The 23320-nt window shown below is 47.1% G+C and carries 21 protein-coding genes; 14 read left to right on the top strand and 7 right to left on the bottom strand.

Annotated elements, in window-relative coordinates:
- Positions 1-7 precede the first annotated feature (7 nt).
- Complete coding sequence (locus tag Q1A40_RS19670) at positions 8-730, bottom strand: FadR/GntR family transcriptional regulator (protein WP_300004331.1); 723 nt, start codon at positions 728-730, stop codon at positions 8-10.
- 327 nt (positions 731-1057) lie between these two features.
- Between Q1A40_RS19670 and Q1A40_RS19665 the strand changes: the two genes are divergently transcribed.
- A complete protein-coding gene (locus tag Q1A40_RS19665; RefSeq protein WP_300004168.1) occupies positions 1058-1825 on the top strand; it encodes an SDR family oxidoreductase in 768 nt (255 codons plus the stop codon).
- A 315-nt stretch (positions 1826-2140) separates the two neighbouring features.
- On the top strand, positions 2141-3751 hold the full coding sequence (locus Q1A40_RS19660; protein WP_300004165.1) for an ABC-F family ATP-binding cassette domain-containing protein: 1611 nt from the start codon (positions 2141-2143) through the stop codon (positions 3749-3751).
- 44 nt (positions 3752-3795) lie between these two features.
- On the opposite strand, the gene pepT is transcribed toward Q1A40_RS19660, so the two are convergent.
- Positions 3796-5025, bottom strand: a complete 1230-nt coding sequence (gene pepT, locus Q1A40_RS19655; protein ID WP_300004162.1) for a peptidase T — start codon at positions 5023-5025, stop codon at positions 3796-3798.
- A gap of 105 nt (positions 5026-5130) precedes the next feature.
- Between pepT and Q1A40_RS19650 the strand changes: the two genes are divergently transcribed.
- The 4 genes from Q1A40_RS19650 to Q1A40_RS19635 all read left to right on the top strand — a co-directional run bounded on the left by Q1A40_RS19650 (position 5131) and on the right by Q1A40_RS19635 (position 10323).
- Complete coding sequence (locus tag Q1A40_RS19650; RefSeq protein WP_300004159.1) at positions 5131-6723, top strand: ABC transporter substrate-binding protein; 1593 nt, start codon at positions 5131-5133, stop codon at positions 6721-6723.
- A gap of 424 nt (positions 6724-7147) precedes the next feature.
- A complete protein-coding gene (arnT, locus tag Q1A40_RS19645; protein WP_300004156.1) occupies positions 7148-8812 on the top strand; it encodes a lipid IV(A) 4-amino-4-deoxy-L-arabinosyltransferase in 1665 nt (554 codons plus the stop codon).
- 184 nt (positions 8813-8996) lie between these two features.
- A complete protein-coding gene (gene blc / locus Q1A40_RS19640) occupies positions 8997-9524 on the top strand; it encodes an outer membrane lipoprotein Blc (RefSeq protein ID WP_300004154.1) in 528 nt (175 codons plus the stop codon).
- Positions 9525-9687: 163 nt separating this feature from the next.
- Positions 9688-10323 (top strand): carbonic anhydrase, encoded by a 636-nt coding sequence (locus Q1A40_RS19635; protein ID WP_300004151.1) that lies wholly within the window; start codon positions 9688-9690, stop codon positions 10321-10323.
- Between the two features lie 77 nt (positions 10324-10400).
- Here Q1A40_RS19635 and Q1A40_RS19630 read toward each other — a convergent pair whose 3' ends face one another.
- The 3 genes from Q1A40_RS19630 to melR form a co-directional block, all read right to left on the bottom strand.
- The gene (locus Q1A40_RS19630) at positions 10401-10646 is read right to left on the bottom strand and encodes a YmjA family protein (RefSeq protein WP_300004148.1); all 246 of its coding nucleotides are present in this window, start codon (positions 10644-10646) and stop codon (positions 10401-10403) included.
- Between the two features lie 100 nt (positions 10647-10746).
- The gene (locus Q1A40_RS19625) at positions 10747-12309 is read right to left on the bottom strand and encodes a sensor domain-containing diguanylate cyclase (RefSeq protein WP_300004145.1); all 1563 of its coding nucleotides are present in this window, start codon (positions 12307-12309) and stop codon (positions 10747-10749) included.
- 236 nt (positions 12310-12545) lie between these two features.
- Entirely contained in the window at positions 12546-13484 is a 939-nt protein-coding gene (gene melR, locus Q1A40_RS19620) for a transcriptional regulator MelR (protein WP_300004142.1), read from the bottom strand.
- A gap of 262 nt (positions 13485-13746) precedes the next feature.
- Here melR and Q1A40_RS19615 point away from each other — a divergent pair, with 262 nt between their 5' ends.
- The 3 genes from Q1A40_RS19615 (at position 13747) to Q1A40_RS19605 (ending at position 16871) form a co-directional block, all read left to right on the top strand.
- Entirely contained in the window at positions 13747-15102 is a 1356-nt protein-coding gene (locus tag Q1A40_RS19615; RefSeq protein WP_300004139.1) for an alpha-glucosidase/alpha-galactosidase, read from the top strand.
- Between the two features lie 84 nt (positions 15103-15186).
- Complete coding sequence (gene melB / locus Q1A40_RS19610) at positions 15187-16614, top strand: melibiose:sodium transporter MelB (RefSeq protein WP_300004136.1); 1428 nt, start codon at positions 15187-15189, stop codon at positions 16612-16614.
- A gap of 2 nt (positions 16615-16616) precedes the next feature.
- Complete coding sequence (locus Q1A40_RS19605) at positions 16617-16871, top strand: SemiSWEET transporter (protein ID WP_300004133.1); 255 nt, start codon at positions 16617-16619, stop codon at positions 16869-16871.
- A gap of 172 nt (positions 16872-17043) precedes the next feature.
- On the opposite strand, the gene Q1A40_RS19600 is transcribed toward Q1A40_RS19605, so the two are convergent.
- The gene (locus Q1A40_RS19600; protein ID WP_300004328.1) at positions 17044-17877 is read right to left on the bottom strand and encodes an AraC family transcriptional regulator; all 834 of its coding nucleotides are present in this window, start codon (positions 17875-17877) and stop codon (positions 17044-17046) included.
- Between the two features lie 112 nt (positions 17878-17989).
- Between Q1A40_RS19600 and Q1A40_RS19595 the strand changes: the two genes are divergently transcribed.
- Both Q1A40_RS19595 and Q1A40_RS19590 read left to right on the top strand, forming a co-directional pair.
- Positions 17990-18727: an AzlC family ABC transporter permease gene (locus Q1A40_RS19595; RefSeq protein ID WP_300004130.1), complete on the top strand. Its 738-nt coding sequence runs from the start codon at positions 17990-17992 to the stop codon at positions 18725-18727.
- A 1-nt stretch (position 18728) separates the two neighbouring features.
- Positions 18729-19049 carry an AzlD domain-containing protein gene (locus Q1A40_RS19590; protein WP_300004127.1) on the top strand — a complete coding sequence of 107 codons (321 nt, stop codon included), beginning with the start codon at positions 18729-18731 and terminating at the stop codon, positions 19047-19049.
- 417 nt (positions 19050-19466) lie between these two features.
- Here the strand turns inward: Q1A40_RS19590 and Q1A40_RS19585 are convergent, their stop codons facing one another.
- A complete protein-coding gene (locus Q1A40_RS19585) occupies positions 19467-20213 on the bottom strand; it encodes a FadR/GntR family transcriptional regulator (RefSeq protein WP_300004125.1) in 747 nt (248 codons plus the stop codon).
- A 480-nt stretch (positions 20214-20693) separates the two neighbouring features.
- Between Q1A40_RS19585 and Q1A40_RS19580 the strand changes: the two genes are divergently transcribed.
- The 3 genes from Q1A40_RS19580 to Q1A40_RS19570 all read left to right on the top strand — a co-directional run.
- Positions 20694-21947: an enolase C-terminal domain-like protein gene (locus Q1A40_RS19580; protein ID WP_300004122.1), complete on the top strand. Its 1254-nt coding sequence runs from the start codon at positions 20694-20696 to the stop codon at positions 21945-21947.
- 78 nt (positions 21948-22025) lie between these two features.
- Complete coding sequence (locus Q1A40_RS19575) at positions 22026-23060, top strand: DctP family TRAP transporter solute-binding subunit (RefSeq protein ID WP_300004119.1); 1035 nt, start codon at positions 22026-22028, stop codon at positions 23058-23060.
- A 78-nt stretch (positions 23061-23138) separates the two neighbouring features.
- On the top strand, positions 23139-23320 hold a 182-nt coding region (locus Q1A40_RS19570; protein ID WP_300004117.1), incomplete at its 3' end, for a TRAP transporter small permease.

Below are 23320 nucleotides of genomic sequence, written 5' to 3'. Positions count from 1 at the left end.
GGGCTTTTTAGTCCCGGTTATCCGATGGCGTTGTCTGATTAATCTTTTCAATAGCAATAATATTTTCAGCCATCGTTTCACCCAGAACCTGTACCGCTGCTGAAGCATCTCTGTTTTTTATGGCGAAATAGACTTTAATATGGGTATCAACACTTTCCAGAGTAATGCCCAGAGCACGGTTCAGCTCTTCGAGATAGTAGTAATAGCTCTCTTTTATCGACAACATCACGTTATAAAACACTTTGTTTTGTGATGCTTTGGCTATTGCCAGATGAAAGTCGAAATCAGCTTCTGAATATTTTTTATAATCGTTCTTATTCACCAGCATCTGATTAAGCGCTTTTTCCAGATCAAGGATATCGTCTGGTGTGGCATGAATGACTGCAAGCTCTATACATTTGAATTCTACCGTCTGGCGAAAGACCATCATATCGTAGAAGGCTTCTTTGCTGAGATTCATCACCGGGCGTAATCTGCTGTTCAGGGTTTGTGGGGTAAAGTCCTCACTGATATAGCTTCCGCTGCCTTGGCGAGTGATAACGACACCCAGATCCCGTAATCGCTGTACCGCGCTTCGGACACTGACCCGACTGACATTTAACGCACTGCATAGTGCCTGCTCCGACGGCAAACGGCTGCCAGGCGTCCAGCTCCCGTCCATGAGTTTTTGTCGTAACTTTTCAAAGACATCATTCACGACATTATGTTTTTGTGTGGACTGCATGTTCAGCAAAATTATCCTGTATTGAGATTTCAGACTGCATGACGGCAGTATATAACAGCTCAGCATAGAGCATGAAACAAACCATATTGTCATACATATTTATCGAGATGATATCTCTTTGTAAAGGGATATAAATCTATAGCGCAATGCATTTTTTTATTATTAGTGTAAAATAACTTATTGTGTTTAATGGGTTTTTTATTTAACTGAATCTATTTTGTGATCCTGTTTGCAGAAATAAATGTGCAGCGTTGATTTTTAACGCGGCTGAAATCATGCTCTCACCTCTAAGTTGTCATACATATTTTATGATAAAAACAAGAGGAAAAGACTATGCATGCGTTATTTGATCTCAAGGGCAAAACGGCACTGGTAACCGGATCGGTTCGTGGCCTTGGTCTGGCTTATGCCCGGGGACTGGCATCGGCAGGAGCGCGCGTAATCCTCAATAATTCCAAGGGTGTAGGGCTGCAAAATGCTGTTGATCAGCTACGCAGTGAGGGCTATGACGTCCAGGGAGCTGTCTTCGATGTTACTGATGAAATCGCGGTAGAAATCGTTTTTTCCGAGTTTGATGCCCAGGGAATTGAGATCGATATTTTAGTCAATAATGCAGGCATTCAATACCGCAAGCCTCTGGTAGAAATGGAGCTGGAAAACTGGCAGAAAGTGATAGATACCAACCTCACCAGTGCTTTTATTGTCGCGCGTGCAGCGGCTAAACGCATGATCGCGCGTGGCAAAGGCGGTAAAATTATCAATATGGGTTCACTGACCAGTCAGGCAGCCCGTCCGACCGTTGCGCCTTATACGGCAGCAAAGGGTGGGGTAAAAATGCTCACCTGTGCCATGGCTGCTGAGTGGGCACAGTTTAATATTCAGACCAATGCGATTGGTCCGGGTTATATTCAAACTGATATGAATAAAGCCTTGGTTGACGATCCTGATTTTGATCGTTGGGTGAAAAACAGTAATCCGTCCCAGCGCTGGGGCGACCCAAAAGACCTGGTGGGTGCGGCAATTTTCCTCTCATCTTCAGCATCGGATTATGTTAACGGACAGATCATTTATGTGGATGGTGGCTGGCTGGCGGTTCTGTAACCTCATCTGACAGTTTGCTACGCTTCAGAATTAGCAGCCAGGCACGATTGAATGACTGCCTGGACGCAACCCGATAACAGGTCTGCCACGGCGGGTTAAGTTAAAAGTCAGTACCCTCCGCGATAAGTACATTGCCAGCGAAGAAAATTCGCTGGCGTTTGACTGTCGGCGTAAGAATATTTTATCATCAGAAAACAGCAACATTTCAACTGAGGTATTCGTCCAATGCGTAATTAATGCCCGCCGTCAGCCTTGACGGTCTGTTCAGAGCTCCCTGCGGGAGTTGAATTGGCGCATTAATTTTAAGGTTATCGCATGACGAATACGTTACTGACGCTGGAAGGCGTTTCTCTGGTTTTGCCTGACGGCAAACCTCTTTTTTCCCATATCAATGCGCAGTTCGACGCACGCCATACCGGTATGGTGGGGCGAAACGGCGTGGGCAAAAGCCAGCTGGCGCGCATTCTCGCGGGGCGAGTGATGCCGACTTCCGGGACGTGTTATGGTTCTGAGAAGGTTCGCTATCTGGCCCAACACTTGTCGCCCGAGAACTATCACACTGTGGCGATGTTAGCCGGTGTTGATGCTCCACTCGCAGCCCTGGCCCGGATTGAAGCCGGGAGTACCTGCCAGGCTGATTTCGATTTAGTGGCAGATAACTGGGATATCCGCCAGCGCCTGCAAATACAGCTTGCTGCAGCAGGGCTGGATTATCTTTCACCCGAAACAGCCACCCACAGACTCAGTGGCGGAGAAGCGATGCGGGTGGCATTAAGTGGCGCTATGCTTTCTCAGCCTGATTTTTTAATTCTTGATGAGCCCACTAACCATTTGGACAGTACCAGCCGCGAGGCCTTGATGCAGCAGCTGGCCTGCTGGCCCCAGGGATTGCTGGTCATCAGCCACGACAGGCGATTGCTCCAGCAGATGGAGAGGATAGTTGAACTTTCATCGCTCGGGTTACACAGCTACGGCGGTAACTATGATATTTATCAGCAGATAAAAGCCCGGGAAACCGCTGCAGCAATGCAGCAACTGGAACATCTTAAAACTGAGCGGAAACGGCAAGAACAGGCGTTACGCGACAAGCGTGAACGGCTTGAAAAGCGGCAGTCTCGTGGCAGCCGTCTCGGTAAAGAAGCCAATCAGGCGAATATTTTGCTCGGACGCCAAAAGGCGCGCAGTGAGGTCTCGGCTGGAAAGCAGGAGAAACAAGTTGCAGAAAGCCAAATCCGGCTTAATCAGCAGGTGCAGAACGCGGCCAAAAATATTGAGCATTCCCCAAGAATTGTGATGCACGATCATTCAATTTTTTCGGGGACACATCAAGTTGCCAGGCTGAGCGAGATTACACTGCCTTTTGCCCCCGCACCGTACGATACGCTGGACCTGACTGTCTATGGCGGGCAGCGAATAGGGATCAGGGGGCCGAACGGCTGCGGTAAATCCACATTACTCAGAATCCTCGCAGGCCAGTTAAGCCCTGTTTTGGGGACCTGCGATATTCGGGGGAAAATCGCTTATCTTGACCAGCAACTCTCGCTTCTTGATCCACAGCAGAATGTGCTGACTCAGTTACTCAAAGTGAATACCCAGGCCGGAGAGTCCCGGTTACGCATGCAACTGGCACAGCTCGGTCTTGATGCGACACATGTCTCATTACCCTGTGGTCAGCTCAGTGGGGGAGAGCAACTTAAAGCCGCTCTGGCGACGGTTATCTATGCCAGCCCACCGGCATCTTGTTTGCTGCTCGATGAACCGAGTAACCATCTGGACCTGGTTTCCCTTCAAGCGTTAGAGCAACTACTTAATCAGTATTCAGGTACTTTGCTGGTGGTGTCACATGACGATGTGTTTCTCAGTCAAATTGGCCTGACACACGGGTTGGTTGCCGGGAAGAACGGCTGGGAACTTATGCTGGTGTGAAATCAGAAACCTGCTCTTCAAAGGGTGAAGAGCAGAGGGACTGTTTATTTAGCGGCTAATAAACAGAGTTTTCTTGCCACTTGATAAGACGCTTCAAAAGAGCTCAGGGGCAGAAACTCAAAACGTGAATGGAAATTATGTGCGCCAGTGAAAAAGTTTGGCGTTAATAATCCTTTTGCTGACAGTGCAGCACCATCAGTTCCCCCACGCATAGGGATAACTTTCGCCGGAATATTCAGGTCGTCCAGCGCCGTAAATATCAAATCAATAGCTCGGCGATCGTCAGTAATCGCATTACTGATATTACTGTAAGTATCACTTATCGTATATTTGACGTGAGCGGTAGGATACTGAGCGGAAAATTTTTCTGCCACGTCGATAATCTGCTGTTTTCTTTGGGCAAAACGCGCTAAATCAAAGTCACGAATATTGGCTTTGAGCACCGCTTCGCTTTGGCTGGCTTCCAGTCCATTAAACCAAATATAACCTTCCCGGCCTTCAGTGTGTTCCGGCGTCTGTTGTCGGTCAAAATGACTGATATAATCTGTGGCCATCAGCAGAGGGTTAACCAGCACACCTTTGGCTGACATCGGATGGCTGGTAACGCCAGTAAAGGTGATTTCAGCGTGGGCGGCATTGAAGTTTTCATAGACCACTTCACCGATTTCGCAGCAGTCAATAGTCCAGGCAAAATCGACATCAAATCTTGCCAGATCAAGTGCTTTCGCACCACATAAACCGATTTCTTCGTCAGGAACAAAAGCCACCACAATATCCCCGACTTGATCCGTTGCGGTTAAATTCTCCAGCAAGGTCATGACCACAGTAACCGCGGCTTTATTGTCCGCACCCAGTACGCTAGTGCCATCACTGAAAATGATTTTTTCTCCGGCATAACGCAATATTTCCGGGTGTTCATCGACTTTTAACCAAATATCTTGCTGTTGATTCAGGCAAAGATCTTCTCCGGTAAAAGATAATATTTGCGGATGAATTTCTGCAGCCAGCCCCACATCAACGGTATCAATATGGGTAATAAAACCAATTCTCGGCGCACCCGGAACATTACCCTTTCTCACCGCTGTCACGGTAGCAAATTCATCGATAATAATATTGTCAAGTCCCAATGCCTGTAATTCATCCGCCAGTGCTTTTGCCATTTCTTTTTGCCCGACAGTACTGGGTAAAGTATTAACCCGAGGGTCGCTCTGACTGGTAATGGCTAAATAACGAAAGAAACGTTGTGTCAGTTGAAACTGTAACGGAGACGACATAATTGGGTCCTTATTAAAAATAGCAGTACCTCAGTATCTGAATTTAATGTTATTTATGGCAAGGACTTTTGTTTTTTTTTGTGGATTACAGAATTAGGGAACAATATGACGACAAAAATAACCACTCTTGCTATGACCATAACCGCCTTGACATTCAGCGCCAGTGTTGCTGCAAATACGCTGGTCTTTTGTTCCGAAGGTTCGCCAGAAAATTTTAATCCACAGTTGTATACCTCCGGTACCAGTGTCGATGCCAGCGCAGTACCGATTTATAATCGACTGGTGGATTTTAAAGTCGGTACTACAGAGTTAATTCCAAGTCTGGCTGAGAGCTGGGATATCAGTGAGGATGGTAAAGAATATACTTTCCACCTGCGTAAAGGGGTGAAGTTCCAGAGTAATAAATTCTTTAAACCAAGCCGGGATTTCAATGCTGATGATGTTATTTTTTCGTTTATGCGACAAAAGGATCCTCAGCATCCCTATCACAAAGTGTCGAATGGTAACTATTCAAACTTCAACAGTATGGAGTTTGCGAAGCTTATCACCAGTATTGATAAAGTCGATGATAATACCGTGCGCTTCACGTTATCGCGACCTGACTCCCCCTTTATTGCCGCACTGGGGTGGTATTTTGCCTCGATTCTTTCCGCAGAATATGCGGATGCAATGATGAAAGCAGGGACACCTGAACGTGTCGATATGGAACCTGTTGGCACCGGGCCTTTTGAGCTCAAGCAATACCAAAAAGATTCCCGTATTCTCTATACTGCTTTCCCGGAATACTGGGAAGGAAAAGCTAAACTGGATCGTCTGGTATTCTCTATCACGCCTGATGCTGCAATCCGTTATGCAAAACTGGAAAAAAATGAGTGCCAGGTGATGCCATTCCCGAATCCTGCAGATCTGCCACGGATGAAGGAAAATAAAAATATTAATCTGATGAGTAAATCGGGCCTGAATACCGGTTTCTTATCTTTTAACACGCAAAAAGCGCCGTTTGATAATGTGAAAGTCCGCCAGGCGCTGGCAATGGCAATCAATAAACCGGCGATCATTGAAGCGGTATTTAATGGCAGCGGCAGCCAGGCCAAAAACCTGCTCCCGCCAGGGGTGTGGAGTGCTGACGATAAACTGGAAGATTACGCCTACGATCCAGAGGGAGCAAAAGCCCTGTTAGCCGAGGCGGGTTACGACCCGGCGACCACGATTGATCTCTGGGCAATGCCGGTTCAGCGCCCCTATAACCCTAACGCTCGTCGTATGGCAGAAATGATTCAGGCAGACTGGAAGAAGGTCGGCGTGAATGCCAAGATTGTGACCTATGAATGGGGCGAGTATTTGCAACGTTTGAAAAATGGTGACCACGATGCAGCATTAATGGGCTGGACGACGGCGACCGGAGACCCGGACAACTTCTTTGGCCCGTTGTTCACATGCACCGCAGCACAAGGTGGTTCTAACTCGGCTAAATGGTGTTATCCGCCGTTTGATAAACTGATTGAAGAAGCCCGTGCGGAAAGTGACCAAAGCAAAAGAGCGGTTATCTATCAACAAGCTCAGCAGATGATGCATGACCAAATGCCGGCGGTGATGATAGCGCACTCGACTATCTTTGAACCGGTCAGAGTTGAAGTTACCGGCTATGAAATTGACCCGTTCGGGAAACATATTTTCTATCAGGTAGACAAAAAATAGTCAGACCAAAGCTCTTCACCCTGAGTGAAGAGCTTTACTTGATTCAATTATTGCTAGTCTATTATTCGATAAAATACCAGCCTAAATAAAAATAATATTTATTATCCCACAATATATTTTTCAAACGTCGATATTATCCTCAGTGCGTTATATTCTTTTTTACAGATGCCCGTTAATAAATCCCGTTACCATATGAATGAGAACGGTTTTTATTCTTAATGAATCCTTAAGTTTTAAAAAAAGATTTTTTTATTCTCTGACGGAACAATGCCAGTGACAGCTTGTCCACAATAGCGAAAATAAGAAGCTCGGTATTCGTTGATAGTAGTACGTTTTATGTACTGGCGATATTGGCGTTTTATGACCGTTTTCTTATTCCTGGCAGGGATAACCAGGCTGACAATAATATACCGAGTTTTGATAGATGAAATCCTTAGTAAAGTATGGAACGGCATTTGGTCTTTGTTTTATCTTGCTGTATTTGCTTCCTCTGGACGGACGGGGATTATGGCAGCCAGATGAAATGCGTTATGCCGAGATCAGTCGCGAAATGTTGCTCTCCGGAAATTGGATTGTGCCTCATTTCCTTGATTTACGTTATTTTGAAAAACCCATTTTAGGTTACTGGATAAACACCTTCAGCCAGTTTGTCTTCGGGCATAACAATTTTGCCGTCCGTCTGGGATCGGTATTCTGTACGACACTCAGCGCGTTGCTGGTGGCCTGGCTGGCGTTTCGCATGTGGCGTGATAGGGCTGTTGCTGCGTTGTCCGGCGTTATTTTTCTTACCTGTTTCCTGGTCTATGGTGTCGGAACCTATGCCGTTCTCGACCCGATGGTCACGCTATGTCTGACGGCGGCAATGTGCTGCTTTTGGGCAGCCAGCACGGCAACCACCACGCCTTCAAAGATCCGGGGATATATTTTACTCGGTTTAGCCTGCGGGCTGGGGGTCATGAGTAAAGGATTTCTGGCGCTGGCGATTCCGGTGATCGGTGTTTTACCCTGGGTGGTACTACAGAAACGCTGGCGGGAAATGTTCACAGTTGGCCCGATAGCGGTGGTGAGTGCAATACTGATTGTCTTACCCTGGGCATTATTGATTGCTAAGGCTGAACCTGATTACTGGCGTTATTTTTTCTGGGTTGAGCATATCCAGCGTTTTGCAGAAGATGATGCCCAGCACAAAGCCCCGTTCTGGTATTACATTCCGATATTCATCGTCGGATGTATGCCGTGGTTAGGCTTATTACCAGGAGCGCTGAAGCGTGGATTTCAGGAGCGTAGTGACCAGAATGCGCCCTTTTATCTGCTTGGCTGGGTCATCATGCCATTGCTGTTTTTCAGTATTGCCAAGGGAAAATTACCGACTTACATTCTGCCCTGTTTTGCACCTTTATCGATATTAATGGCGCGACATGCCGTAATACTGGCAAAAAATAAGGCGCGAACATTACGGGTTAATGGCTGGCTGAACCTGTTATTCGGTCTTACCGGTTTCGCCATTGTACTTGTTGCTCTGGCGCCCTGGGGATTCACGAAACATACACTTTATGATACCAGTGAAGTGAATAAGGTCATGACAGGGGGACTGGCGTTTCTTATCTGGGCGCTGGTCGGGGCCGTGGCAATCTTTCACAGTGAACGCCGCTGGTTTTGGGTTGCTTTATGTCCGCTGGGTATTGCTCTGCTGGTAGGACAGTCGATCCCCAATACCGTGGTGCACTCAAAGCAACCCCAGGCATTTATCGAGGCGATACGTCCGCAACTGACAGACAGCCAGTATATTCTGGCGAATAATACCGGTATTGCTTCAGGTATTGCCTGGGAAATGAAACGCAGCGATATCGATTTATATAACTCTGAAGGTGAGCTGAGATATGGACTGACTTATCCGGGTAACGAAGACCGCTTCACTACACCGGCAAACTTCCCCCTGTGGCTGGAAAAACACCGCCGTAGCGGTAATGTGGCACTGGTGATACTGCTCTCAAACAGGCGGAACCTGGAAGAGCTGGCACTGCCTCCGGCGGATGAAACTTATAGCGATGGACGCCTGGTGTTATTGCAGTATCTGAAACAGCCCTGATAGCGAATAAACCAGCTCCTGAGGTCAGTATAACCTCCATGCTTAAAGAGCACTCTCTCCGACTGAAATCGTTACCTTCGATATGAATACACCGAGACCGTGTAATCAGCCACTCTGGCATAAACTTGGACAACTGTGATAGTTTGTCTAAGTTATAGCGAAGTCACTCATCGGGGGAATAGATATGAGATTATGGCCTGTATTGACTGCCGGGGTGATAGCCCTGACGCTGGTTGCCTGTAAATCACCGCAACCTCCTGCCGGGGTTACGCCGATAACCGGGTTCGACGCCAGTCGCTACCTGGGAAAATGGTACGAAATTGCCCGGCTGGAAAATCGTTTTGAGCGTGGGCTGGAGCAAGTGAGCGCGACCTACGGAAAACGCAGCGATGGCGGGATAAGCGTTTTGAACCGTGGCTATAATCCGGACAGCAAGGAATGGCGTGAAAGTGAAGGTAAAGCCTATTTCACTGGCGCACCCACAACCGGCGCGTTAAAGGTCTCGCTCTTCGGGCCGTTCTATGGAGGTTATAACATTATTGCTCTGGATGATAACTACCAGTACGCGCTGGTGAGCGGACCGAATCGTGACTATTTGTGGATCTTGTCGCGCACGCCGACCATTCCGGATACCGTGAAATTGAATTATTTGCGTATTGCCAGTCAGCTGGGGTTTGCCACTGAAAATTTGCTGTGGGTAGCACAAGACTAAATCACCTCCGATGTCTGTGGGGGAAGGGGCAGAATATTTATCTGTAAATGCTCATACCGGGTCTGTGAGAACGCTGTTCGCTGTTTTTTTCCTCTTCGGGGGTTGCCGGGCAGAATGTTCGCTTTATGATAAGACCGAAATTTGAAAAAAAAGAGAACGTGCTATGCAACATATCATTGAAGGTTTCCTCAATTTTCAAAAAGAGGTCTTCCCGGAGCGTAAAGAGCTATTCCGTAGTCTGGCTTCCAGTCAGAATCCTAAAGCATTGTTTATCTCCTGCTCAGACAGTCGTCTTGTCCCTGAACTGGTGACCCAGCAAGATCCGGGGCAGCTGTTTGTGATACGTAACGCCGGTAATATTGTACCTTCATTCGGCCCGGAGCCGGGTGGCGTATCAGCAACGATTGAGTATGCAGTTGTTGCTTTGGGCGTGACGGATATCGTTATTTGTGGTCACTCAAACTGCGGCGCTATGAAAGCCATTGCTTCCTGCCAGTGCCTGGATCCAATGCCTGCTGTTGCCCACTGGTTACATTATGCCGATGCGGCAAAAGCGGTAGTGGATAAGAAACACTGGGATAATGAAACCGATAAAGTTAACGCTATGGTGGAAGAAAACGTTATTGCGCAGCTGAATAACATTAAAACCCACCCTTGTGTTGCTGTAGGCCTGCGTAATAACGCTATCCGGTTACATGGCTGGGTTTATGATATTGAGAGCGGTGTGATTCGCACTCTGGATAAAAACAGTAAAAACTTTATCTCATTGGCTGATAACCCTGAAGCCTTCTTTGAGTAATTCCTGAGTGACAGGGCGTTTCCCCGCTGTTATTTCAGGACAGCGGGGGAGCTGAAAACCTTGATCGCTGACGGGCGTTACTCATTACCCCATTGATTTAAAAATGTCGCGATATCATCAATACGCTGCGTGTCGATATCTGCTTCATTCGCCATCTCTTGCTGAGCTTCTTCGCTGATTTCTTCGTTATTCATTAAACGTGTGATCAGTAACTGGAAATAATGCGCCAAGGCATCACGCTCAGCGTCGCTGACAGGCTTTGCCGATTCGTTCGCATACTCGTCGACAATATCGTAAAATTTTAGTGGAATTTCATTGCTCATACGTTGTCCTGAAGGGCATTAATGACTGCCTGTTTACAAAAAAGAATTGTCACTAAGTCTTGAAGCTGCACTGTATCACGCTACTTGCCGTCACTCTATTTCAGACGTGGAAAAAACCTTCGGGGTGACTGACGACAACTTTGTTTCTGCCCGAAAATTTGGCTTCATACAGCGCTAAATCGGCTTTGCGTAGTGCGGTATAAACATCATTGTTGTTATCCGTAAAACTTGCGACACCCAATGAGACTGTCACTTTATGGTGATACGGAAAATCAGTATTTTCAATCTCAACACGAATATGATCGGCAATTTTGGCTGCTTCATCCAGTTCGGTATAAGGGAGTAATATCACAAACTCTTCCCCACCAAAGCGGCAGACTACCTGTTTACGGGTGCTCAGATTACAGAGTCTTTCACTGAATTTAATCAGTACCGCATCGCCACCCTCATGGCCATATTGGTCATTCACTTTCTTAAAATGGTCAATATCAATAGCGATAATGCAGTGCTTGCTGGCATGCGCATACCGTTTTAACAGTGTACCGAACCCTTTACGGTTATACAGGCCGGTAAGGGTATCCGTCATGGTTTCATCATTCAGGGCGTTTACCCGCTTGGTGATGTTTGACAGATGCTGATTGAGTGCCTGTTTGAGATGTTCTGCCTCCCGGTACCAGACGTTAATTTTGGCCAGTTTTTTTGCTGCGGCCAGGCTATCGTCTTCTTGTGTTAAATCCGCGAGTTTTTCCAGTGGCGTGGAGATTTTGCCAGCAAAGATGATGACCGCTGTGACAGTTATCAAGATGATAATAAGGGTAAACCAGAATGCATTGATCACGGTTTGCATCAGAATACGGGAAACGCTCTCTGATGCGCCTGATATCACCACCTTCCAGTCTGCTTGTTTCAGGCTGGCGTAACCGACAAGGTTGTTGCCATCATTAAAAAAGTGTCCACTGGCATCGTTAATTTTTTGTATTTGCAAGCCAGGAATAAAATCCAGCTCGCCTTTCACTAATGCCGGATCGCGATTAAATATGATCTTACCATCGTTATTGATAACACTGACATCAGTTGTCTTTTCATAAAAATGCATACTCAGAATATCACTGAGCATGCTCTCTTTTTGCAGATAAATACTGCCACCGATAAAACCAATATAATCGCCGGCAGAGTCAAACAGGGGTTGAGAAATAAAGACAACATAGTTACCCGCAGCCGAGAAAAAGGGCTCAGAGATAAACAGTTTTTTCGTTGCCAGGGCTTTTTGGGTGGCGTCTGAGCGCAGTTTTACCCCGACAAGCTGCAGGCTTTCAGGAGAGGCGGCAGCAATAATGGCATCGTTATCCACTATCACTACAGAGTTGAAAAAACCGGACTGTAAGCGCAGTCTTTCTGCTTCGTCTCTTAAATGCTCTCTGTCATTCAGTGAACCTATTTTACTGGCACTATACGCGAGTTCGCGCTGCGCTGTCGCAAGGTATCTGTCAGTGGTATCAGCCAGTTTTCGGGCATACGCAAGATTGTTTTCAAGTAACCGATTTTCAATATCTCTTTTCTGGAAAATGGTCAGTCCACTGAGCAGTAACAGGGACGTGAGCAATATTCCTCCGACAGATAACATCAGCATGAGGGTGCGCAGATGCAGTTTTTTCCTTGGCATATGTTTTCGTATCTAAAATATTTTCTCTAGTATCAACTTTTTTAAGTGGAACATAAACAGCTTCTGTAGACCGTTGTTTTCAATGCAATGCATTAAAAAATTTCTCAGATTGCTAACCCCTTGGCGGTGTTCAAATACTCGTATATTTTTAGTTCTGAGACGTGTTTTTATATGATTAACTGTTCTTGAATAAATCTTACAACTTCCGCTTTTTAATCACATTCCCGATTTATGTCTTACGCGGTATTGTGGCGGGTATTTTTTAACTGCCTTAGTTTGCGATAATTTTGTGGCGACATACCGACATACTTATTAAAGCTGCTATAAAAACTGCTGCTGGAATGAAATCCTGCCGTCAGGGCAATATCAAGAATCGATTTGTCAGTATCACTTAACAGGGCGCGTACATGGTTAATGCGCATCGCAGTGATATATTGCTTCATGGTTAACTGCATGACCCGCTGAAAAATACCCATAGCATAGTTGGGGTTCAGTTTTACATGTTCAGCAACATGCTCAATGGTCAGCGGCTGATCAAAACTTTCACCAATAAACTCCAGCATCTGACTGACATAAAACTGCGCATGGCGTGACACATTATTCCCCTTACTGTGTATGCGGGCCATTTTGTTAACTTGAATGGGCTCCCAGCCCGACAGGCTAAGACGTTTTAGCATCAGCCCAATCTCATCTACGGTTAACTGGCGGATTTGCGCATTCGCATTGTTAAGTTCCTGCTGCCAGCGCAGGACTTCAAAGGGACTCAGTTGTTGTGCTGTCAGTGAACGAATCACCAGCCCATGGGTAATGTGATTGATAAGCTTTCTGTCTAGTGGCCAGGAGAGAAAAAGGTGCATCGGCAGATTAATAATCGCCATTTTCTGACAGTCGCCCGGATCGATTAACTGATGGGGAGTACAGGCCCAGAATAGCGTGATATGCCCCTGTTTAATCTGCACCACTTCGTTGTTGATCAGATACTCTACGTCACCGTCAAAAGGCACATTCACTTCGACCTGACCATGCCAGTGACAGGACTCCATCAGATGTGGCACGCGTAGCTCAATATCCATGCGCTGATATTCGGAGTAGAGCGACATTGGGCTGCGGGTATGACTGTCGGTACTATTGCACATATGCGGGTCGGGTGGCAGAGCGGGTGAGCGGGTATCCATGCGAGTCTCCGGTTCCTGAATTATCAGGAATTGTCGCACAAGCCATAAAATTACATTGTGAACCTGGCGTAATTTTAGGCTTATCATGCGTATAAATATTCTGAATTCTCTTCTTTCCTGGCTAAAACTTCCGGAAAACTCAGATAACCCTTCTTGGGGAAAACAATCTGAATTTTCCGGAATGCTCGGTCTGAAAGAGGGAAGAGAAGCGTCAGTTTGCATGTCACTCTGAGATGGTTAATCTGTCACTCGGAGAAAAGAAATGTCAGCACCTAAGATTACCTTTATTGGCGCAGGCTCAACCATTTTTGTCAAAAATATACTGGGAGATGTGTTTCATCGTCCGGCTCTGAAATCGGCCCATATTGCCCTGATGGACATCGATGAGAACCGTCTGGAAGAATCACATATTGTTGTTCGTAAGCTGATGGATTCCGCCGGAGCTCATGGCAAAATCACCTGTTATACGGACCAAAAGGCCGCACTGCAAGGTGCTGATTTCGTGGTTGTGGCTTTCCAGATTGGCGGCTATGAGCCCTGTACAGTGACGGATTTTGCCGTCTGCAAACGGCATGGGCTGGAGCAAACTATCGCCGATACCTTAGGTCCTGGCGGAATTATGCGTGCCTTACGTACCATCCCGCATTTATGGCAAATCTGTGAAGATATGACCGAAGTCTGCCCGGATGCCACGATGCTTAACTATGTTAACCCGATGGCGATGAACACCTGGGCGATGTATGCCCGTTATCCGCATATCAAACAGGTCGGTCTGTGTCACTCAGTACAAGGAACCGCTGAGGAACTGGCGCGGGATTTGGCTATCGATCCGGCGTTGCTGCGTTATCAATGCGCAGGGATCAACCATATGGCCTTCTATCTTTACCTTGAAAAGAAAAATGAACAGGGTGAATACGTCAGCATCTATCCTGACTTGCTGCAAGCCTATGAAGCCGGACAGGCACCGAAGCCCAACATTCACGGTAATCCGCGTTGTGAAAATATCGTTCGTTATGAAATGTTTAAAAAGCTGGGCTATTTTGTCACCGAGTCTTCTGAACACTTTGCCGAATATACACCGTGGTTTATTAAACCCGGACGTGAGGATTTGATTGAACGCTATAAGGTGCCGCTGGATGAATATCCGAAACGTTGTGTTGAGCAGCTAGCCACCTGGCGCAAAGAGCTGGAAGAGTACAAAACCGCTGAACGTATCGATATCAAACCTTCCCGGGAATATGCCAGTACGATTATGAATGCGCTGTGGACGGGGGAGCCGAGTGTTATCTACGGCAATGTGCGTAACGACAATCTGATCGAAAATCTGCCCTGGGGCTGTTGTGTCGAGGTGCCTTGTCTGGTGGATGCTAACGGTATTCAACCGACCCGTATCGGCACTCTGCCTTCCCATCTTGCTGCGTTAATGCAGACCAATATCAATGTGCAAACATTACTGACGGAGGCGATTTTAACCGAGAATCGTGACCGCGTTTATCATGCCACGATGCTTGATCCTCATACCTCCGCAGTACTGGGTATTGAAGAGATCTATGCCCTGGTTGATGACTTGATTACCGCCCACGGAGACTGGCTCCCCGCATGGCTGCATCGTACCTGATGACCAACGCCGGGTAGATTACTCGGCTCTGGATAGACCTAATAACAGAAGGAGGGCGCTGGTAACAGCGACCCGGTACCCTATATGAGCATATCAATTACAACAAAACTCAGTTATGGATTTGGGGCATTTGGTAAAGATTTTGCGATTGGTATCGTATACATGTATTTGATGTATTACTACACCGATATTGTCGGATTATCCGTTGGTCTGGTCGGTGGCCTCTTCCTGGCAGCACGGATCTGGGATGCGATAAACGACCCAGTCATGGGCTGGATAGTCAACGCAACCCGTTCGCGCTGGGGAAAATTTAAACCCTGGATACTGATTGGAACGATTACCAACTCCATCGTCCTTTTTTTGCTGTTCAGTGCCCATCTGTTTGAAGGCACTACTCAAGTGGTATTCGTTTGTATCACCTATATCCTCTGGGGCATGACTTACACTTTGATGGATATCCCCTTTTGGTCGATGGTGCCGACGATTACGCTAGATAAACGTGAGCGGGAACAACTGGTGCCTTTTCCTCGCTTTTTTGCAAGCCTTGCCGGGTTTGTCACGGCTGGTGTCACTTTGCCCTTTGTCCACTATGTCGGGGGGGAAGACAGAGGATTCGGCTTCCAGATGTTTACCCTGGTGCTGATCGCTTTCTTCGTGGCCTCGACTATCATCACTTTGCGTAACGTTAAAGAAGTCTATTCGTCTGACAGTGACGCAACTGCCGACAGCAGTAAGCTGGGGTTAAAAGCGATTGTGGCCCTGATCTATAAAAACGATCAGCTCTCTTGCCTGCTCGGCATGGCACTGGCTTACAATATTGCCTCGAATATCATTTCCGGTTTTGCCATTTATTACTTCACTTATGTTATTGGTAATGCTGACCTGTTCCCGTATTACATGTCTTATGCGGGTGCCGCCAATTTGCTGACCCTGGTATTTTTTACCCGGCTGGTAAAAACCTTATCGCGCCGGGTACTGTGGGCTGGAGCATCAATACTGCCGATCCTTGGCGGCGGAGTATTGCTATGGATAGCCCTCTCAGGGTGGAACAGTATTTGGTTGATTTCTCTGGCAGGGATCTTACTGAATATCGGCACTGCACTGTTCTGGGTATTGCAGGTGATTATGGTGGCTGACACGGTCGATTACGGTGAGTACAAGCTTAACGTTCGCTGTGAAAGTATCGCGTTCTCGGTGCAAACCATGGTGGTGAAAGGGGGATCGGCATTTGCGGCCTTTTTCATTGCCCTGGTACTTGGCTTGATAGGCTATGTGCCGAATATTGAACAACATGCCAGCACCATTCTCGGCATGGAATTTCTGATGATTGGCTTACCGGCATTTTTCTTTCTTATCACGTTATTCCTGTATTTCCGACTCTATAAGCTGAACGGCGATATGCTAAGAAAAGTGCAGATCCATCTGTTAGATAAATACCGTAAACGTGAGATCCCGGCAGCACTGAAGCCGGTGAGTCTTCATATCAAAGGCAATCCTGAACTCAAGGCGTAAATATGGAGTGGATCTCTGCCATTGGTTATGTCGCAGCAAGTTTAACGACATTATCATTTTTACCACAGGCGGTTAAGGTGATAAAAACCCGTAATACTCAGGGGATTTCTGGTCTGATGTACGCCATGTTTGTCTGCGGCTTGATGTTGTGGTTTTGCTATGGCTTGTTAATTGAGGATCTGGCGATAAGTGCGGCAAACTTCCTCACACTGCTTTTTGCTTTGCCAGTTTTGGTGATGAAGTATCGCCTGGGATAGAACGTCCGGCAGGGAAGCCTCTTACTCTTGATTAATGGAGAAGGATATCAAGGTGATTATTCCGGACAGCACAGCGCTAGCGCTGAAGTTTGCTGACGCTCAACTTTCAGAACCGGTACTTGGTATGGTTGATATCCATATAAATGCACGGTTTGATTAGCAGGGTTAGTCTTCAGACTGATGCTGCCGCAAAGACTCCCGGTGTGGTACCAAAGTGCAGGCGAAAGTATTTAATTAAATGGCTTTGATCGTAAAAACCAACGTCGGTCGCGACCTGGGCTGCATCTGCGCCTCTGGCCAGTAACCTTTTGGCTCTTACCAGGCGTAGCTGGGTCAGATACTGATGAACCGATAAACCGGTCTGAGACTGAAACGTTCGCATAAAATAGAACTCACTCAGACCCGCGACCTCGGCAATATCTTTGATAGCCAGGGGTTGCTGGTAGGCACAATGTAAAAATTCAGTTGCCCGACGAATATCCGCTCTGAGCGTTTTTTTTACCGCACCCGGCTGGTTGCGTTCACCATAACGACCAACCAGCATATTCAGTACCTGATACATCAGACACTCTTTTTCCAGTGGGTCACTGTTTGCGTCAAGCAGGGCCGAAGCCTGTAACATTTTTTTGGCCATTAGCGGATCGTAGCGCATACCTTCGCCGCCAAAGTTGACCTCACCCCGGCCGCCAATTGCTGTTTCAGCGACTTCGTTAATCAGTGCGGCTGACGGATAAAAGGCACAGTAATCCCAGCCTTCGTCACGTTGTACGGCTTCACCGGTATGAACTTCACCCGGCATTATCACCATGACCGTACCTGCGGAAGCCACACCACGCTCGCGGCAAATCCGGGTCCGCTGGGAACCACGCGCAAAGGCTGCAATCACATACTCATCATGAAAATGTGCAGGATAACTGTGGTCATAACAGGAGGCGCGCAGGATCTCCATCCCGCCATACAGTTTACTGTCATGCCAGAGGTTAATTTCATCCCGCATTTTCTTCATCAAACTGACATCCTTTCATCATCAATATTTTCACCAATGCGCAGGATTTTACTATCGCACTTTTGACAATTTCTTAATATTACCACTCAGTAACCCAGAGTGAGATTATTTGATGTTGATAACAAAAAGTCTACCGGATACCAAGGGCCGGACGGAATTCAAAGCAGGAGTGATAGCCTGTTTACCCACCATTCCAGGCTACTGGAGCATTGGTTTTGCCGCGGGCGCGATTGGTACGTTATCCGGATTCAGTACCCTGGAAACGGCGCTACTGGCCGGAGTGTTATATGCCGGTTCAGCACAGTTAATGTTTTATTCATTGTGGGCGGCCGGCGCTGAGGTTGCCTCGGTAGTACTGAGCGTACTGCTGGTGAATCTGCGTTATCTGTTAATGAGTTCGGCGATCAGCCTCTTTTTTCGGGATTATTCGTCACGGCAAAAAATACTTAGTGGACTGCTACTGAGTGATGAAACCTTCGCGGTTGCCGCACAGCTCGGGAGTGAGCGAGGGGCCATCTCCTGGGCCTGGATGTCCGGACTTAACCTGACTGCATGGCTTAACTGGATCCTGGCCTGTGTGATTGGCGCAGAGCTGGCGTCATCGCTACCTGCATCTTTAATGGAGGGACTGAGTTTTAGTCTGGTATCCATGTTTATTGGTCTGGTGCTGGCTATGTGGTATGCCAGTAAGCGTAAGATTCTGGAAACGTTAAGTATTATCATCGCGGTATTAATAACTTTAGTAATGGCTGGTAAAACTGATATGAGTATCGTAGTGATGGTCGCGGCATCGATTGCAGCAAGTCTGGCGACTCTGGGTTTAAAGCTATCGGGTAAAAAGGAAGCCTGAGATGGAAAGAAATATTCTCCTCGCGATCCTGCTTTCGGCGCTGGTTACCGGCTTGATGCGGACGGTTCCTGTTTTATTACTATCCCGATTTCGCCTGGCTCCAGGGTTGCAGCAGTGGCTGAGTTTTATTCCTGCGGCAATGATGGCGGCGATTGTCTGTGCTGAACTGCTTGGTAAACCGGCTTTGACCAGCGACGGTTTCAGTATTTCACTGCTGGCAGCGATTGCTGCGATACTGGCAGGTATCGTGACGCGCAGCCTGTTCGCCACAATAATTGTCGGTATGGCGGCGTTTTCTGGGCTGAGCTATTTACTGATATAGCGCGTTATCTCTGTTTTTACCACGAGGCCTGTTTCCAGGCCTCTGGGCTAAAAGAGGAGGTTTTTCAGCAGAGGAAAGGCTGTCACCCTCAGAATACTAAATAGCATCATCGACAGGCTTGCCGCGCCGAATCGCACTACCTTTTCAGATTTTAACCTGCCAATTTTATATTGAATCCGGGACAGGGACTGCCTTTATTCACCAGACCTTGGTTTATTCTTCAGTTGGCTTATTTTTATTATCAGATCATGAAATTAAACAGCTCTGCCAGTGTAGCCAGGAACATAAAAAACATTCTGAATAGATAAAAGGTTAGATTCACTGCCGTACAGGCAGCTTAAGCTGAAATAGATATCACCAGTAAGATATCAAGAGAAAGGGGCAGGCAAGCAGTAGATTTCGGCTGTCACTCCCAGCCTATTGCCGTGCTTTTTTTGTCTCTTTTGTATCAGACGGAATACCGGCTTCAGACTTGATTTTTTCAATCGCCGTGACATTTTCCGACATCGCCTCATTGAGGACTTTCACTGCGGCACTGGCATCGCGTTCTTTAATTGACCGGTAAACCTTGATATGGGCTTCCACGCTTTCAAGCGTAATACCCAGGGCGCGATTGAGCTCTTCCAGATAATAATAATAGATATCTTTAATCGAGTTCATCACGTTATAAAATACGCTATTGTGCGATGCCCGGACGATCGCCAGGTGGAATTCGTAATCGGCCTCTGAGTATTTTTTATAGTCGCCTTTATTGATAAGCATATTATTCAATGCCTGCTCAAGCTGGAGAATATCCTCTTCGGTGGCATGAATAACGGCGAGTTCAACGCATTTAAACTCCACGGTCTGGCGGAAGATCATCATATCGTGGAACTCTTCACGGCTGAGATGCATTACCGGGCGAGGATTTTTGCTCAACATCTGAGGAGTAAAGTGGTCGCTGACGTAGCTGCCGCTACCTTGACGAGTGACCACAATACCCAAATCGCGAAAGCGCTGAACGGCACTGCGCACACTGACCCTGCTGACATTAAACGAAACGGTCAGTTCAGCTTCAGAGGGCAGGCGATTGCCGGGCATCCAACTGCCATCAAGCAATTTTGCGCTTATCTGCTCATAAACTTCATTGACGACATTTTGTTTTTGAATGGATTTTATACTCAATTTAGGTATCCGTGTAGGTGATGAAACGCCACAAAATATAGCATTTAAGGCAATAAAATGTTCGCCGGGACGAGTATACCTGAGTTCCGGATGTGACCTGGAGCACCTTTGCTGTCAGTACGTGATTGTTCAGGCCAGAAAGTTATCATGTATTTTTCTTTTTGCATAATCTGTATGACAACAAGTTTGCTTTTTTGGTTTTTATACATAACAAAAGGAAATTTCATACTGATAATTTAACATTTATGATAATGAAAAATTGTATTTATTCTTCGATTTAACTGTATACCTATGATTTACATCCATTTAATTGGTCATCGTTTATTCTGTTGATCCATGTCACAGAATAGAATATTTAACATTCCTCTCCTGAATAAGCGTGATATAAAAGCGTGAATATGTAGGACGACTTACGTGTTGTTGTGGTTTTATTTACAACAAATGTGATGTGCAGCCAATTTGCTGAACTGAGGAATGCGAGTGAGTAACCTGAAAATTACCAATGTAAAAACGATTCTGACAGCACCTGGTGGGATCGATCTGGCCGTTGTAAAGGTCGAAACTAACCAGCCGGGCCTCTATGGTCTGGGATGCGCAACCTTTACCCAACGTATTTTTGCCGTGAAGAGTGCCATTGATGACTATATGGCGCCATTTTTGATGGGTAAAGATCCGACGCGTATTGAGGATATCTGGCAGTCTGCGGCGGTAAGCGGTTACTGGCGTAACGGGCCTATTATGAATAATGCGCTGTCTGGTGTGGATATGGCGCTGTGGGATATTAAAGGCAAACTAGCCGGGATGCCGGTCTATGACCTGCTTGGCGGTAAGTGTCGCGATGGTATTCCGCTGTACTGCCATACCGATGGTGGTGATGAAATTGAAGTGGAAGATAATATTCGCGCCAGAATGGAAGAGGGCTACCAGTATGTTCGCTGCCAGATGGGCATGTATGGTGGTGCGGGTACTGAGGATCTTAAACTGATTGCCACTCAACTGGCACGGGCGAAAAATATCCAGCCAAAACGCTCACCACGCAGTAAAACACCAGGTATCTATTTTGATCCGGATGCCTATGCCAAAAGTGTTCCACGTTTATTTGACCATCTACGTAATAAACTGGGTTTCGGTATCGAATTTATTCATGACGTGCATGAGCGCGTTACCCCCGTGACGGCGATTAATCTGGCTAAAACGCTGGAACAATATCAGCTCTTCTATCTTGAAGATCCGGTTGCACCGGAAAATATTGACTGGCTGAAAATGCTGCGCCAGCAATCCTCAACGCCCGTCGCCATGGGTGAACTGTTTGTGAATGTGAATGAATGGAAGCCTTTGATCGATAATAAACTGATCGATTATATCCGTTGTCATGTCAGTACTATCGGCGGCATTACGCCTGCGAAGAAACTGGCGATTTACAGTGAACTGAATGGCGTGCGCACAGCCTGGCATGGACCGGGAGATATCTCACCCGTCGGTGTTTGCGCCAATATGCATCTGGACATGAGTTCACCAAATCTCGGCGTTCAGGAATACACGCCAATGAATGATGCATTGCGTGATGTTTTCTCCGGTTGTCCGGAAATTGACCAGGGTTATGCCTATTTGAACGATAAACCTGGTCTCGGAATTGATATTGATGAAGCGAAGGCCGCGAAATATCCCTGTGAAGGGGGAATTCCGTCCTGGACAATGGCTCGCACACCTGATGGTACGGCATCCAGACCGTAATATTCAGGCATTAAATACAAGCCCATTATTATCTGATTTCTTTAAGAACAATATATTCAATTAAATCCGAGGTTACCTATGTCATTAATGAATTATAAAAATATCAACAAGTGGGTTCTGGCGGGCGGTCTGGCACTCAGTACGCTGATGACGGCCATGGCAGTCTCTGCCAGTGACGTTAAACCCGCCCGCCTGGGACACTCCTTTACCGACACCCACCCACGCGGTGTTGCCATGCAACGCTTTGCTGATACGGTGAAAGAAAAGAGTAACGGCGAAATTAAAATCGATATTTTCAGTTCCGGTACCCTCGGCTCTGAACAGCAGATGCTGCAGGCTATCCAGAGTGACACCCAGCAATTCTATATGGGGGCATTATCGCCGCTGGCCGGACGTCAGAAAGAGCTGCAAATCTTTGACTTCCCGTTCCTGTTCCAGAGTGATGAAGAAGCTGCACAAGTTCTCGACGGCCCGGTCGGGCAAAAAATGCTCGAAAGCCTGTATAGCATGCGCATGTATCCCCTGACCTGGAGCGGCGGTGCTTTCCGTGACCTGGCCAATAACAAGCATCCGGTGACCTCACTGGAAGATATGAAAGGCCTGAAAATCCGTGTGATGCCAACCAAGGTGGCTATCGACAGCTTCCAGGCCATGGGCATTAATCCGGTTCCTCTGGCGTACTCAGAGGTATTTACCGCCCTGGAAACCGGCGTGCTGGACGGGCATGAGCACCCGGTGGTGGACATGTATCAGAACAAAGTCTACGAAGTGGAGAATAACCTCACCACCACTAACCATGTCTATACCCCGGTTGCGCTGGTGGTATCCAAAAGATGGTTTGACGCTCTGAGCCCGGAACAGCAGGCAATCGTCAGAGAAGCCGCAGAAGAAACCCGCACCTTCCAGCGTGAGCAGGAGATAAGCCAGGTGGACAACGCCCTTGAAGAGCTGGCGAAACACGGCATGAAAATCAGCACCCTGTCCCCTGAAGAGATGGAAAAAATCCGTGCCGTGGTGCAGCCGGTATTCGACAAGCACACCACAATCATCGGTACTGAGTTTGTAGAAAACTTTGTCGCCGAGCGTGACAAGGTGCGCCAGTCCTTAAAGTAAACTGATGCGTAAGCCTGCCCTGAGATGCCCTCGTGCATCTCAGGGACGGTGTGACGGAATTATCTTCCTGGAGAGAGTATGCAGTGGCTGATTAATCTTTTTTTTAAAGCACTTGAAGCGGTGATGGTGCTGTGCATGGTCTGCATGATGGTGATGGTGTTCGGTAACGTGATTATGCGCTACGGCTTCCATTCCGGTTTTCCGATTTCAGACGAACTCTCCCGGTTCTGTTTTTTCTGGGTGATTTTCCTCGGCGCGAT

Source organism: uncultured Cedecea sp. (genome assembly GCF_947498825.1).
Classification (GTDB): Bacteria; Pseudomonadota; Gammaproteobacteria; order Enterobacterales; family Enterobacteriaceae; genus JGM124.
The sequence above is the reverse complement of the archived record's forward strand: the minus strand, read 5'-3'. Positions and strand labels throughout refer to the sequence as shown.